9 protein-coding genes and 7 pseudogenes are annotated in these 14,827 nt (G+C 32.1%); 1 reads left to right on the top strand and 15 read right to left on the bottom strand.

Annotation, left to right across the window (positions count from 1 at the left end; translation table 11 throughout):
- Positions 1-9 precede the first annotated feature (9 nt).
- From I6L50_RS30445 to I6L50_RS30375, 15 genes and pseudogenes are all read right to left on the bottom strand, one after another.
- On the bottom strand, positions 10-579 hold the full coding sequence (locus I6L50_RS30445) for a hypothetical protein (protein WP_002136407.1): 570 nt from the start codon (positions 577-579) through the stop codon (positions 10-12).
- Between the two features lie 542 nt (positions 580-1,121).
- Positions 1,122-2,687, bottom strand: a complete 1,566-nt coding sequence (locus tag I6L50_RS30440) for an anthrax toxin lethal factor-related metalloendopeptidase (RefSeq protein WP_219303939.1) — start codon at positions 2,685-2,687, stop codon at positions 1,122-1,124.
- A gap of 145 nt (positions 2,688-2,832) precedes the next feature.
- Positions 2,833-3,450, bottom strand: a pseudogene (locus I6L50_RS30435) (transposase); the annotation flags it as partial.
- A 260-nt stretch (positions 3,451-3,710) separates the two neighbouring features.
- Positions 3,711-4,091: pseudogene (locus tag I6L50_RS30430) on the bottom strand (RidA family protein); the annotation flags it as partial.
- A gap of 465 nt (positions 4,092-4,556) precedes the next feature.
- Positions 4,557-5,129, bottom strand: a complete 573-nt coding sequence (locus tag I6L50_RS30425; protein WP_219303938.1) for a tyrosine-type recombinase/integrase — start codon at positions 5,127-5,129, stop codon at positions 4,557-4,559.
- A gap of 701 nt (positions 5,130-5,830) precedes the next feature.
- The gene (gene vanY, locus I6L50_RS30420) at positions 5,831-6,691 is read right to left on the bottom strand and encodes a VanY-A/VanY-F/VanY-M family D-Ala-D-Ala carboxypeptidase (RefSeq protein WP_219303937.1); all 861 of its coding nucleotides are present in this window, start codon (positions 6,689-6,691) and stop codon (positions 5,831-5,833) included.
- A gap of 82 nt (positions 6,692-6,773) precedes the next feature.
- Positions 6,774-7,883, bottom strand: a complete 1,110-nt coding sequence (locus I6L50_RS30415; protein ID WP_219303936.1) for a sensor histidine kinase — start codon at positions 7,881-7,883, stop codon at positions 6,774-6,776.
- The gene (locus I6L50_RS30410) at positions 7,876-8,574 is read right to left on the bottom strand and encodes a response regulator transcription factor (RefSeq protein WP_219303935.1); all 699 of its coding nucleotides are present in this window, start codon (positions 8,572-8,574) and stop codon (positions 7,876-7,878) included. The genes I6L50_RS30415 and I6L50_RS30410 overlap by 8 nt, the downstream gene beginning before the upstream one ends.
- A gap of 864 nt (positions 8,575-9,438) precedes the next feature.
- A complete protein-coding gene (locus tag I6L50_RS30405; RefSeq protein ID WP_219303934.1) occupies positions 9,439-10,152 on the bottom strand; it encodes a M15 family metallopeptidase in 714 nt (237 codons plus the stop codon).
- A gap of 108 nt (positions 10,153-10,260) precedes the next feature.
- Positions 10,261-10,536: pseudogene (locus I6L50_RS30400) on the bottom strand (D-alanyl-D-alanine carboxypeptidase); the annotation flags it as partial.
- A 224-nt stretch (positions 10,537-10,760) separates the two neighbouring features.
- Positions 10,761-11,326, bottom strand: a pseudogene (locus I6L50_RS30395) (N-acetylmuramoyl-L-alanine amidase family protein); the annotation flags it as partial.
- Positions 11,327-11,328: 2 nt separating this feature from the next.
- Positions 11,329-11,600: pseudogene (locus I6L50_RS30390) on the bottom strand (D-Ala-D-Ala carboxypeptidase VanY); the annotation flags it as partial.
- Between the two features lie 83 nt (positions 11,601-11,683).
- A pseudogene (locus tag I6L50_RS30385) lies at positions 11,684-11,839 on the bottom strand (ATP-binding protein); the annotation flags it as partial.
- A gap of 79 nt (positions 11,840-11,918) precedes the next feature.
- Complete coding sequence (locus I6L50_RS30380) at positions 11,919-12,194, bottom strand: barstar family protein (RefSeq protein ID WP_219303933.1); 276 nt, start codon at positions 12,192-12,194, stop codon at positions 11,919-11,921.
- A 14-nt stretch (positions 12,195-12,208) separates the two neighbouring features.
- Positions 12,209-12,436: pseudogene (locus tag I6L50_RS30375) on the bottom strand (ribonuclease domain-containing protein); the annotation flags it as partial.
- 625 nt (positions 12,437-13,061) lie between these two features.
- Between I6L50_RS30375 and I6L50_RS30370 the strand changes: the two are divergent.
- On the top strand, positions 13,062-14,786 hold the full coding sequence (locus I6L50_RS30370; protein ID WP_219303932.1) for a peptidoglycan D,D-transpeptidase FtsI family protein: 1,725 nt from the start codon (positions 13,062-13,064) through the stop codon (positions 14,784-14,786).
- Positions 14,787-14,827 lie beyond the last annotated feature (41 nt).

The raw sequence follows: 14,827 nt of genomic DNA, 5'->3' as shown, positions 1-14,827 counted from the left end.
CTTCAATTTCTACTCATTAAAAGTTAAACTAACTACAGTGGAAATAGATTGTGCTGCTTGTTCCCAGCTTCCATCTATAACTTTTCCAATCTGTTGACCAAGTGAGTTTAAATCGTTTGGATTAACTGGGATTCCATTATACGCAGCAAGAATTGATAAAAGCGGAGCCACAAATGGTGTAAAACCACCCCTATCAATATTAAATACAGGCTTATCTATCACCTTTCCATCTTGTACTGTAAACTCATAATAAAATTGATCATCTGGACGAAAACTTAAATGATGAGAAATTTGTCCCTTAACATATGTTTTACCGCCAGCTAACTTTACAACTTCAATTGGTTTTACATTAAATTCGTGCTCAAATACTTTGATTTTTTTGACTTCGGGACCATGTAAAGCAGCATTAACAGCTGTTTCCAAATTATTCTGTGCCAACGGTTGAATACTAATTTGTGACTCTTTTTGTTGAATAGGTGCTTCTTTTTCTGCAGCAAATACCGATGTAGTAGGTAATGCACCTGTAGCTAAAGTAGCTGCAAGCGCTGTTGTCATGATCATCTTACTCTTCATTTTCATAGTTTTCTTCCCCCTTTAAGTTATGATATATAACCTTTTAAATACTGACACCGTTCATTGTATTTATCACAATATACACCAAAGATTATTATAAGAATACCGATGATTACTGTCAGAAAATTAAAATGAATTATATATGTATTTACAATAATATCTATCTACACATATTTTCTCAATTTTCAGATAAACAATTGGATAATAGTCTTTTATAAGATAGTTTATCATCTTAAATCTTTATATATACTCTATAAACATAGTAAAATCATATTGCTAATACTATAATTGAAGCGAAAAATCATATTAAAATTAATAAATTAACATAAATTTTCATATATATTTTTAGGTTCTGTTACAAACTTTCTTAATAGATAAAAGATGAGAGAGTTTACAAGTTACATTAAAAAATATAGTAGTTGATGAAAATAAGAGTATATATAAACAAGTGAGTATTTTCATTCCACTTCTCTTTAAATAAAAGCTAAATAGTCGTTCATAATTAACGACTATTTAGCATCTTACTAATAATTCGAAGGTTCTTCATATTAATCTATTTTGCTTAATCCCGTAGAAGTAACTTGATAGGTTCTTTTCTTACCTATATATTCCTGTTTACTATTCTCAAGGTTAGTTAGTGTAGCTCGTGTCTTTTCCTTTACTGCTTCCCCTTCTATATGGGTAAACTCAATGTAATCTCCCACTTTTACGGGCACGGTTTGGCTTTCAGCAGTTTGTTTTCTATTTCCCATGATTTCCTTATTGTACACAACACTACCAGATGAATTCTGTACTTTAATACTTGCATACGTATTATTAAAGTAAGAATGTGGTACACCTGCTTCTAACTTCACCTGCATTTTCTCTGTTTCCCTATTATAATCTACTTTTGCGATTTCTCTATCACTATAACCTTTTAAATTCCAACCAAATTGATTTCCGTCTAAAACCGTTGTTTCTGGCATTTTTTCTACTTTCTTCAGACCTTCTTTTGTAACCCGATACCTTGCTGTCTTTCCAATTGTTTCATTTTTGTTATTTTCAAGATTGGTTAAAGTAGCTCGTGTCTTTTCCTTTTGTGCGTCTCCTTCTATATGAGTAAATTCAATGTAATCCCCCACTTTTACGGGAACTGTTTGAGTTCCAACATTTTGTTGTCTATTACCCACGATTTTTTTATTGTACACAACAATACCCGATGAGTTCTGGACTTTAATACTTGCATACGTACTGTTAAAGTAGGAATGTGGTATGCCAGCTTCCAATTTTATCTTCATCTCTTCTGCCTTCTTGTTATAATCTACTTTTGCGATTTCTCGATCACTATATCCTTTTAAGGACCAAGCAAATTGATTTCCGTCTAATAGTTCATTAATAGGTTCTGTTGAATTGGAATCCCCTTGAACTTTTTTAATTAATAAATCTATGCATCTATAAGTCAATGGAGCCTTATCTTTTAGCTCTTGCTTGGATGATTCGCTAAAATAATAATATGTAAAACATTCCGCAAAATATTCTTCCTTATTTTCGTAATATTTATCCGGGAAAAACTTCTGTCTCTCTTGACTAAAAGGAATATCAAACAAATCAGTATGACTTATATTTAAAAAAGCCACTCGATCAATTGCATGCGCTATTTCATGAAGTTCTAAATTAATGGAACCATGCCCCTTTCCTCTTTCACTAAAACCTATTCTAGCCATTACAGGTTTTCCGCCAATATCAGATCCAACACCTGGTACATCATCCCAGGTCAATTGTTTTCCTTCGGCATTGGTTTGTCCTTCCCATCCTCGTGGAATTAATCCCTTTAGGTCCCTGTACTCGTCAGACTCAGTGATAGGATAATTAACAAGTTTTACATATGTTCCGTCTGCCACTAATTTATCAAGTATGCCGCTTTTTATTTTTTTTATTCTATCAACCATATGTTGTGCCTCTTGATATTCTTCCACATTATTTCCTCTTATATCAATATGAATAAGATTTTCATTTTTAGTCTGTTGTTCTTTTATAAACTCAAATTTATTTAAAGTTTCGGCTGCAAGGGAATGGTTTGTAAGGGAAATAGAAAAAACAAATATCAATAATATCAAAATTGTATTTTTTTTCATATAAATCCTCCTGTTATATGATTTTTAATAAATAGGGATATTTCAAAAACAAAATTGATAGTGATTGAAGAAATAAGCATTCCTTTTAAAAGCCTCATTTCATGATTCCAATAATTCTGGGTTAATTTTATTTTCCATACTGGTTTGCCTCTTTATATTGTATGTATTGAAGGTATTTTAAATGAAAACAACATAATTCATTTGCTATTACAGTTGGGACACACAGAGAGCCGTAAGTTTACCTGGGCCTGTATGAATATGTAGGAACTTTCCACTTAACAAACCATTCTCAAGTTGATTTGTTATCCCAGCTGTATGGCTGCATCCTCCTGCACCTGGATAAACCGATGAAAATACATCCGTGAATTGAAATGCAGTTGAATCTAAAATACGAATATGCTTAAAAACAGAAGTGCATAGAGAAGAAATCGGCATAGATGCGGCCAATTTTTTGCTTAGTAGTTCGGCTAGTAGGTGTTGTAAAAGTAGGACGGCCGCCTTATTAAACCGTTGATTCAGTCCCTCAGGACTTGATGAGTGCTTCGGTTGATGCTTCTAAACAACTAGATAACTAAGTTAAAGAAGTCATAGCTGTATTTTGGCTCACCCATACACATAAAGTGACTAAATCTATTGCTTGGTACTTACTGGTTCGTTGTACAAAACCAACATCTCTAGCAAGATCCCGTAAGGTATTTGGAGATAAAAAACTTTGAATCTCTTGAGCAAATAGTGGTAATTCATTGGATACAGAAATAGACATAAAAACTGCCATCCTTTCCTATGATTTCTCAGAAAGAATAACGTCTTTTTCATTTTAGGGGGATTTTGTCTTGTTATCTTGATAGCGATGGGTTAGCACCAACCAAACGCGAATTTCGTACGTTAAGCAAAAATTCATAAAGAAAAAGCCGATTTCCTGTACGCTAAGGACTCGACTTTTTTAGATTGATCTATTCAGCTAAAACTCCTGATAATACAATAAGATTCATCATATATTTAATTATTGTTTATCAAAAAAAATCAAATAATTTCCTTACATGCCCAAGCCTCTATCTCTACTTTAAATACAGGAGCTGCTAATGCCACCACATAAATCATAGTAGTACAGGGAAGATGTTCACCTAGAAAATCTCCAATAATTTTCCTTCGCTTATCTGCATTAAAATCACCTACTAAATAAAATACCATCTTCGTTAAATCTTCTATGTTCATATTAGCAGCCATAAGATTTCTTCTAATATTATCTAGAGCTAATCGTAACTGTTCCAATGGATCTTCCGGAACCATTCCATCTATTTCCATACCTAATTGACCTGATAATGTGAGCCATTTATTAGGACCTGTTACTTCTATTTGATGGACATATGGTGCTACTTGTTTATGTACTGTTTCGGGATTTCTTCAACTAGAATCATCACTTTACTGAAATTTTATAATAATCTAAATTATTATATCAGTTTTCTGAGTATGGTGTTAACCGGCCTTGTTAGTTAAATTATATTTTTTCATAATCTTTTTTTGTAATATATTTATCCAATTAAGTTTCTCTAAAAGTACCGAAAACGACCGTTTTAGGTACTCTATTTAGTTCTAACAAAACTGAAAGAAATACGATCAAAAATCAGTTCTAAAACTCATTACCAAAAACAAAGTTCCATAACAAACATTAAATGTCGTTTATGGAACTTTGTTTACGTAGGGTAAAACCTAGTTTTTCAACTTGAAAATTCCTTAGCGTACGAAATTCTCGTTTAGTTGGCGAGACCGCGTGTAGTGCGAACTCGATTAGAATGTTCTTTTAAGTTTTTTTGTCTTTAAAAAATGTAGCCACATTTTTTCATTGTTTACAAAAAAAGTTAATTAAAGTTAGAGCCGGAATGTATCAAGTACATTATCTTTTTCTTCTTTATTAATACCAATGTATCTTAGTGTAATTTGTGGTGTACTATGATTCAATATTTCTTGTAACATAGCAATATCCTTTGTTTGCTTGTAAAACCAATATCCAAATGTTTTACGCATGGTATGGGTACCTAAAGATTCGACCCCGGCAAAATCTCCGCCTTTTTGTAATTGTCGATAGGCTTGAATTTTACTAATGGGTTTATCTCCTTTTCTAGAAGGAAATAGCCAGGTACTTTTTAGCTCTTCAGCATATGGAAGTACTTCCTCAAAAATGGACGTAATATTTATGATTCTCTCCTTTTTTGTCTTTCCTTCTTTCATTTTAAATTCTTTCCGTTTTTTTCGCTTCAGTTTTAAAATTTCAACATTTTCGATTTTAAGTAAATAACTTACACGTAACCCTGTATTAATACCAATTAGAAATAAAATGTAATCACGATCTGAACAATGAAGTTTAAGAGACCATTTCATGTCTTCGAGCTGTTCTTTGCTTCGAATTGGTTGTACATCAATTAAATGTTGCTTTTTATCCATCTGTTTTTCAATTCCTTTGATTTCAATGATTTGAATGTATACTTTTTCTATTATTTTTAGAATATAAATAAAAATAGATGAAAGTCAATGTTTAAGGGGAAATGAAAGTATACTAATGGATAAAAGTTTACTTTCGTTTTTCAAACCATTTACAACAAAATTTGTAATAAATTTCTCAATATAGATATACTTGTGAATTATGGTTTTAATATTCAAAATTAACAAAAATTAAAGTATAATAAAAATATGATGGTTATCACTTATGGTTTACTCCTTGTGTTAAAGATAAGATCGTATTCTCCGATCTTATCTTTTTTTATTTTTAGAAATTTAATGCAAAAAAAGAATCCTTATTATAAGGATTCTTTAACAAGAAATGACAGATATATAACAATAAAAAGAATTACTTATATTATAGTTTATATAGTAATAGTATAATATCGGGACATATTTACATAAATCCAGTATGTATTACGTAGCAATTGTAGAAATGGCTTGTTTATGGACTAGCTGTTGCTTACTATAAATTGTGTCTAAACGTACAATTTTCTTTTTTTGATATGGTGACCCCATGCCCATCAACTTAAGAATCCTCTCTACTTCGTCATAAAGTTTTTATGTCTAAAGATAAAATAAAAAAGCCTTACCACTCAAATGTTTGAAAGTTAATGATATGGGCTTAATTTATAAAGTGTAAACTACTATTGATGAACCGTCACAATTACTCCGTCCATATTGTTCCCTGAAATTTCATAATGCTGATTTATCGGGACATTAATGGTCGTATTGTTTGAAACTTTATAATAAGAAACTTTATACTCTTTCCCCTCAACATTAGTTGAAATCTCCTTTTTTCCCTTCAGGAAATCTAAGTATTCTTCTAAAGTAAATTTCTTTTCTTGCATGATTGCGCTATGGGGTAAACCGACGTAACGTATATGCCATGGCTCATATTGAATGCCTGTAATGTTACTCTTATTTTTCGGGTAGCGTAACACAAAACCGTGCTTCCACACATTTTCTTCAATCCATTTTCCTTCAGGAGCTTTCTCCATTTTCGTTTGAGTTGATCCAACGTCCAGTGATAACCCTAAATTATGCTCACTATATCCTGCTGGGAGTGCATAATCAGAGCCCATTTCTTCATATAACTGTCTTTGCTCTTGAAAATCCCGATAGCCACTACTAATCAAAAAATGATTAACATTTTCTTTTCCTGCCGCATCTATAACGTTCAAAAACTTTTTCACAATATCCTTTGATAAGCGAATATTTCTATCCAATACACCATAGCCTCTTACTAATTCACTATTTTGAGCTACATTTATAATATCAGACCTAACACTATCTTTCTTAACTGAATAATTTTTGTTAACTAATAATAAATCCCCTTTATAAATTTGTTCTTCTGTAACCTCTATCTTTTTAGTATTTGCAGCTTTTTCCTTATCATCTTTTTCTGCAATTTTAACATCGATCTCCTTTTGAAATAATGGTGATATATAAAAACCTACGCAGACTATACATAATATAAAAAGAGAAATAAATACCCACTTTTTCATTTCTAGTTCCTCCTTAACGTAACTTACGTATAGAATAGAACAAACTATTAAAATAAAAAGTGGGGTAAAGTTTAAATTTTTATTAAATTGCTTTGCTCTCTTCTTTTGGCAATCTCACTTCAAATGTTGTTCTAATTACATTGCTTTCAGCAGAAATAGTACCATTATGCTGCTCGACAATATTTTTTGCTATAAATAACCCAAGGCCTGTACCACCTTTCTGCTCCGTTCTAGCTTTATCACCTGTATAAAACACATCAAAAAGATACGGTAAATCCTCTTCTGGAATGCTATCTCCGTAATTTATAATTTGTACAACTACTTCTTCACTCTCAATATATCCGTTCACATCAACAAACTTTCCATCATACCCATAGCGAATCGCATTCGTTAAAAGATTTTCAAATACTCGGGCTAATAATTTCCCGTCACCGTTAATAGGTAAATGAGGATCCATATTCAATCTCGCCTCTAACTCCTTTTTTTCTAATAACGGATACAATTCTTCATCTAACTGTATAATCAATTCACTTATATCAATCGGTCTTTTTTCAAGCTGCAACATCCCATAATTCATTCTCGTAATTTCAAATAATTCATCAATCAAATTTTCCAGTCTTTCGGATTTCGTAAAAGCAATTGTGGAAAAATGTTTAATTTGTTCCTTCGTCAAATTCTCATCTTTAAGAATTAAATCTAAATAACCTAAAACGGATGTTAACGGCGTTCTTAAATCGTGAGCTAAGTTAACAATGAGCTGATCCTTACTATTTTCCGCAAAATCTCCTCGTTCAACTGCTTCTTTTAATTTCTCACTCGCTACATTAATTTCGTGGGCGATATATCCAAACTCATCATTGGATGAAACACGAACTTGATTTGTAAAATCACCGTTTGCAAGATGATGAATCCCATTGGAAATCTCATCAAAATATTTTAAATACGGTCTAGTAAGGAAGAAGAAAAACATAATGGATAGAGGGATAAATATAATTAAAAAGAAATTAATATCCCCAATTTGCCTTATCATTGAACGAAATTGAGCTAAGGGATCCTCCGCATAACGAACTGCTGAATTATAATAGAGCCGTAATCCCTCATACATCATATACGTTACGCCAGCAGCTAATATCATGCTTAACGCAAATAGCATAACCATCTCTGAACGAAAACCTCTCATCTTTTTAGCCATTGAAAGTATACCCTCCCCCCCAAACTGTTTTTATTAACTTATTCTTTCTTTTATCTTCCCCAAGCTTCTTCCGCAACGTACGAATGTGTACCATAACTGTATTCCCACCTTCATAATAATCATCTGCCCATACTTGCTGAAATATATTTTCCACACTGCACACTTTCTTCGGATGACTCGCTAATAAGGATAAAATATCAAATTCCTTTGGCGTTAACCCAATTTGTTCTCCGTACACATTTACTGTTCTTTGCTCACGGTCAATAACAACTCCGCCTACTTCTAAAGCGGATTTATTCTCCACTACTTTCGGCTGATTTAACGTAAGAAATCGGCGTAGTTGTGCATTTACACGCGCAACTAATTCAATTGGGGTGAAAGGTTTCATCATATAATCGTCCGCGCCTAGTACAAGACCTGTCACTTTGTCAAAATCAGACGTTTTCGCACTTAAGAAAATGATTGGCATATGATGTTTCGCACGAATCTGCCTCGTCACTTCATATCCATCCATTTTTGGCATCATAATATCTAACACAACTAAGTCAATTGACTGAGACTGAATAACTCGAATCGCCTCTTCCACATCAGCCGCTTTCACAACATGATACCCTTCTTTTTCTAAATGTATCGCAATTAAATCAGCAATTTCCGCTTCGTCATCAGTTATTAAAATTGAAATTCGATTCATTTTACCCCACTCCTATATCATTTCGTTTCTATTCTATTGGCGTTCTAAAAAATTTGCTCATTATATATTTTCATACACCCGATTTTATACTAGTCCACTCTGCTTGTATAATAGGGAGATTCAGTTGAGATACGTTTAAAACTAGATCATAGTACTAGGGAATCTAACTGCCAGTTTAGTGATTTCATCATAAATGCCCTTTAGCTTAAGCTATTTTAATACCCAAAAGTACTTAAAAACCTTTATTTTTTCTAAACAAGCTAAATTAGAAAGGATGGCATTTTTTTATCTGTCTGTTTCTATATCTGACGAGATTTTGCTAGAAATATTAGTTTTGTGCAACGGACCAGTAAGTATCAAGTAAAAGATTTAGTCGCCTTATGTGTATGAGTGAACCGAAATGTCGCTACAACTTCTATAACCCGGTTATATAACTGTTTATGCAAAAAAGACTCCACATGTAGTATGTAAGGAGATTAACTTATGGGTTATTTACAAATAGTAGGTGGGGAATATTTGACGCTTCCATAAATAAAAAAGAATCTAGTTTAAATTAGATTCTGAATGTATCTAGGGGTTCAGCCGAGATACGTGTAAAACTAGGTCACAGAAATACATTATTTACCAATAAGTGTTTTTCGATGTTATTTGTAACATAATCGGTCGTTTTTGTTACGTTTTATATTTAAAAATATGAAATATCTTAACCGTTGAATTAGCTGTAACAAAATCAAAAATATCCGTAACATCATTAATGAAATACCTTTTTGTTACACTAAATCCCGATAATGGAAATATAATACAGTATGTGACCCGAAATTACATGTATCTCGGTCGAAACCCTATGTAAGGGGAATAAACAGTTTAATCTATTATGTTCAGATATTCTTCTAAGGTAATGTTTTTTTCATAAATATCTTTAGCAATTTCACCAACATATCGAATATGCCATGGTTCATATGAATAACCCGTAATGTGTTCTTTTCCTTTTAAATAACGAATAATAAAACCGGCACGATGAGCATTATTTTTTAACCAGGTTCCTTCAGCTGTGTTAGCAAATTGAGTTTCTAATGTATTATTGACACTATCCGCAGAAACATCCATCGTTAAACCTGTTTGATGTTCACTATGCCCTGGCTTTGCGGAAACTTTATCAGCTTGTAACTGACCTTGCGTCTCTACATTTCGCCTATAGACACTTTGTTGATATTTTTCAGAGCGAAAACCAGATATGGCATGTAATACTATTCCATCTTGTTTTGCTAAGAAAAATAATTTTTCCAGAGCAATAGCAGATTCTTTTCGCATATAATTTTTCTCTAGAATTTCATCAAATGAAAACTTAACATTGGGCACAATTAAATCATTAGGTCTATAATTACTTAGAAGTTTTCTATGCTTATTCACTACCACATCCACAGCATCTGGAAAGGTAATAGTTATAACCCCCCCATCACCACTTTGAATGTTCTCTTTACTTTTAGCAATATCAAATACACTTGGGGTAAAATTACATATGCACAGGAAAAGTAAAAAATTCACCCCTACTAAGCCGCCTATTAATTTTCTATTCATTTTATCTACTCCTTATAGATACCACTTTTATAACCTGTTTCGTATTGTGATGTAACGATCTAATAAATTGCCGGGAGGTTTTTTATATAATTTCACTTTAACTATTTATCATAATTTTAAAATACACTTTACAGATTCAAAAAAAGGTATATAAACTTTATGAAACCCATATGAAAATAATTTTTTTGTTTCTATAAATCGCTTGGCATCTACACTGGTTCCCATGACAACAGAAATCATTCTTCTTTCACCTTGTTTTGCTGTTCCTGTAAAACAATAGCCTGCTTCATCTGTAAATCCAGTTTTTAAACCATCGATTCCTTGAAAATGCAATTTATTACTAGATGTATAGAGCATCTTATTTGTGATTTTTAAAGTTGTACCATTAAAATATTTAGGCTTGATTAATAGATTTATTATGTTTAATCTTGCCTTTACAATAAACAGATTAATAGAGAAAGATAAAATGCAGATGATGTCGAAATTAATAAAGAAATACACTATCCTGTAGACAAGAGGAAGATTTTCACTCTAAAGAATGCAACTCTTTCTATTTATATTATTGAAAGAATTGTATCTTTTCATTAATTGATTAATTACAAACAAGTTCATGCTGTAAAATATCCAATAATCCCATCAACAATACCTTTTTTTGATTTTGTTTGGAATTCTTCTGAATTCATTCGTTTCTCATCACTTTCATTCGAAGTAAATCCTAACTCAATTAAAACAGGTGGAGTTGAATTCTCCCTTAAAATAAGATAATCACTACCTTTAACGCCTCTATTTCGAGCATCTACATCTTGATTGAAAATAGCTTTTTGCATGCTCTTTGCTAATTTCTTATCTGACCATTTATTCGCTCCATAATGAGTTGTTATTCCTTGCACACTCGTATCTTCAAAAGCATCATGATGAATGCTAATGTAAAGATCTGCTGAATGATTTTTAGCTATATTTACCCGTGCTTGTAATTCTTCTTTTTGCTTCGTCTCTGATAATAAGCTAGTATCCTTTTCACGTGTCAAAATGACTTTCGCATCCGTTCTCTCTTCTAACTCTTTTTTATATTTTGGGCTACTTTTAAATTAAGATCTTTTTCTATTGTTCCATATTTCTTTCCCTTTGTTCCTCTGTCTCCCCCGCCATGACCAGGGTCAATTACAATTGTTTTCCATAGCCTCTTACTAACCCTTTATTTTGAAATAAATTTATAGTATCGGATTTTATGCTATCTTTCTGAACTGGATAATCTTGATTAACTAGTAATAGATCACCTTTATAAAATTGCTTTTTTGTAATTTCTTTCTTTTCGGTATGCGTAGAAGCTACCTTATCATCTTTTTCCACTCTCTTAACCTCTACGCCATTTTGGAATAATGGTACTATATAAATACCAGCACATACTGTGCACAATATAAAAAGCAAAAAAATACCCACTTTTTCATTTCTAGTTTTCTCCTTAACCTTACTTACGTATAGGATAGAAAAAACTATTTAAATAAAAAGTGGGGTAAAGTTAAAATTTTTATTAAATTTCCACAATCTCTTCTTTCGGTAATCTCACTTCAAATACAGTTCGAATTACATTACTTTCAGCAGTGATTGTCCCATTATGCTGCTCGACAATATTTTTTGCAATAAATAACCCACGGCCTGTACCACCTTTCTGCTCCGTTCTAGCTTTATGGGGTACGGAAACGATTCTGGGTATGAGGGGCCACTATGAAAGAAAATCAAATCCATATAATAAAAAAGCGTAGAAATTATTTTACTTTAATGAAAAATCTTCCTGGCATTTCATTTTGTGCATCTTGAAATGTTTCTAAAATCAAATCTGCTTCTTGTTCTAACATATTCTGACTTTCTTTAAAAAATCCCCATTCTATTGTTAAAGGAAGAGTAACCCATGCAGTTAAGCAATCCCACAACGCATTAGCATTTTCACCATAGTAATCTGGTAGATTTAATTTGCTCTTTAATGTTTTATGCAGTGCATCTTTACTTGTAAACATCCGACCATCTAAATATATTTTTTCCATACCTAAATTCCTTTCTACTTAATTTCAGTAAACGTTTTGTAATGATCTGAAGTCTTATACACCAATCCATCACTAGAATAAAGAATTCTATCATTACCTCGATACCCTGATAAATAATTAATATCAGCTTCATACCAAACTCTACCCGGAACACTTGGCAAGGGGTTTCCTCTATTTTGGAATATATTACCGCCAATACTTTTTCCAGGGGCTACTTTATGAAGGTTCCCATCCTTATTAACCCAACCAAGTGCATCTTATACGTGCTAATTTACTTAAGTATATATTTCCTAAAGAACATTTACACTTTCTCTTTAGTAGAGTCAATGAAAAGAATGGTGTTTTTATTGATATTTCACTAGCAAAAGAGTTTCAACTATTCTCTCAAGAATTACACCATCATTTATGACTTCAGATTCTTTAAAAGCTCGCAAAAAATGTAGAATTTATTCGTTAGGGAAGTAATTTTCAACAAAGCTGAATAAGATAAAATCTTCATGCCGTTAAAGAAAACGATAATCTTCAAAAATACGAGCTGAATTTACATAAATAACTGTAAAGAGATAATTTTTTTGTTTTGGGGGTTCCTCAAAATATTAGCTTGATGGGGCATAGGGTACAGCAGAGTAATTGATAATCTCCTTTCTTGTTTTTCTCTCTATTTTTTTGTTGCTTACATTAGAAAAGCTAAACTGTATAATAACTCATATTAAACTTATAAATAGACTTGCTAGTAACTTTTCATACTAATTATTCCTTTCTTCATACTGTAATACTTAATAGATTACCTAAATAATAAAAGTGTTCCACATTTACAAAAAAAATAATTAACTATAAGATGAATTAGACTACATAAGGGAGGGTTATATGTTACATACAAAAAGATGGAGATTTTTTGCGGTTCTTTCTATTGTAGGTTTGATTTTACTAATTTTATTAAAAATCAACTTTATTTCAATTACTATCGCAACTTCTTCAGCTGAAAGAGGAAAAATATTTGATCAAAATGGTGTAATACTAGCTACAAATAAGAAAGTTAAGTCTTTATATTGCACTTCTAATGATGAAAGGCTATCGGATCATGATACATCAAACACATTAGCCTTTTTCAATCAATTTTCAAAAGAATTTCAACATGACATTTCTGCAGAGGGCATAAATTCACAATTACAACAATCTTGTAAAAAGCAGACTATGAATGAAATACCGTTATACTCTGACATAAATGAGAGTGAACTTACATTCATAAACAAAAACAAACCCAATAATGTAACAATTAAAGATGAATGGATTCGATATTATCCTAAACACGAAGTTGGTTCACAGCTAATTGGGTATGTAGAAAATGACCTTAATTCTAAGTATGGACCTGTTGGGAAAAGTGGGATTGAGCTGCAATATGAGAATGATTTAAAAGGAAAACCCGGAAAAACTCTGATTTTTAAAATGAATAATAAAAAGTTCTTATGGAATATTCAAAAAGCACAAAAAGGAAAAGATATCCGGCTAGCTTTAGACTCGAAATTGCAGCAAAAAACAGAGGAAGCATTAAGATCTCAAATTAAGAAAATACCTGATGTTAAAGCTGGTTATGTCGTAGTAACCGATGTAAAAACTGGCGCAATTTTAACTATGGCCAACTCGGCAGTATTTAATCCAAATGCATTAAATACACATGTATCATCTAAAAATGAAAACTTTAAATCACTTTCGCAAAATAAGGCAATTCAAAAATTAAAGTATGGTGAATCTTATGTGAATATGGCCTCTACTATAAAGCCTCTTACTATTTTAATTGGATTAAATGAAAAGCTTTTTCAACCCGAAGATACTTATGTAGATAAGGGCACTTTTCAGTATGATAATCAAAATAACATTACGAATGCACCTGGAACGCCAACAGGTGAGATTACACCGAGGCAGGCTATCATTAATTCATCTAACACATTTATGACAGCAAAAGTAGCTCTGCCCTTATTCAACCAAAATAATGGGAATATAGAAAAAGTAGCAAATATATGGACAGATTATTTAATGCAATTCGGCCTACGTTCTAAAACCGGGATTGATTTACCCTTTGAAGAAGACGGAAAATATGAATTCCATCCATCTAATAAGTTTGAAAAAGGAATCTCCGCTTTATTAAATGCCTCTTCGGGAGGAAATGAAGTGCATACCCCTCTTCAACTCGCTCAATATGCAGCAACTTTGGCAAGTAAAGGTGATAAATATAAACCTCAAATTGTAAGTGCTATTATTGGTCAGGACGGTAAGGAAACAAAAAAGTTTAAACCAATTTTAGAAAGTTCAAATCGTTATCCTATGGAAATTTGGAGTGTCGTGCAAGGTGGAATGAGTCAAAATATAGAGGAGATTAAAAATTTACCCTTTCATGTCGCAGGTAAAACGGGTAGTACAGGTTCTCCGAATGAGCAAGAAAGAATGATAAATCATTCTCTTTTCATTTCATATGCTCCTACCGAAGATCCACAAATCGCCATTTCTGTCGTTATTCCTGGTAGTAATTCAGAAAAAAACATCGCTGCTCTCGTTACAGCAGAAGTTTTAGAGTTCTGGCATACACTTCAATAAGAAAATAAAAACAAAGAGGAAGGTTCATTAACGTGAACCTT

This window comes from Bacillus sp. FDAARGOS_1420 (genome assembly GCF_019344915.1).
In the GTDB taxonomy this organism is placed as follows: Bacteria; Bacillota; Bacilli; order Bacillales; family Bacillaceae_G; genus Bacillus_A; species Bacillus_A mycoides.
Note: the sequence above shows the minus strand (reverse complement) of the source record. Positions and strands in the feature narration are given on the sequence as shown.

Coding starts and splice junctions, on each gene's coding strand:
- I6L50_RS30410 (WP_219303935.1), bottom strand. CDS start 8,574: ATGAATCGAATTTCAATTTTAATAACTGATGACGAAGCGGAAATTGCT.
- I6L50_RS30370 (WP_219303932.1), top strand. CDS start 13,062: ATGTTACATACAAAAAGATGGAGATTTTTTGCGGTTCTTTCTATTGTA.
- I6L50_RS30415 (WP_219303936.1), bottom strand. CDS start 7,883: ATGGCTAAAAAGATGAGAGGTTTTCGTTCAGAGATGGTTATGCTATTT.
- I6L50_RS30405 (WP_219303934.1), bottom strand. CDS start 10,152: ATGAATAGAAAATTAATAGGCGGCTTAGTAGGGGTGAATTTTTTACTT.
- I6L50_RS30445 (WP_002136407.1), bottom strand. CDS start 579: ATGAAAATGAAGAGTAAGATGATCATGACAACAGCGCTTGCAGCTACT.
- vanY (WP_219303937.1), bottom strand. CDS start 6,691: ATGAAAAAGTGGGTATTTATTTCTCTTTTTATATTATGTATAGTCTGC.
- I6L50_RS30440 (WP_219303939.1), bottom strand. CDS start 2,687: ATGAAAAAAAATACAATTTTGATATTATTGATATTTGTTTTTTCTATT.
- I6L50_RS30425 (WP_219303938.1), bottom strand. CDS start 5,129: ATGGATAAAAAGCAACATTTAATTGATGTACAACCAATTCGAAGCAAA.
- I6L50_RS30380 (WP_219303933.1), bottom strand. CDS start 12,194: ATGGAAAAAATATATTTAGATGGTCGGATGTTTACAAGTAAAGATGCA.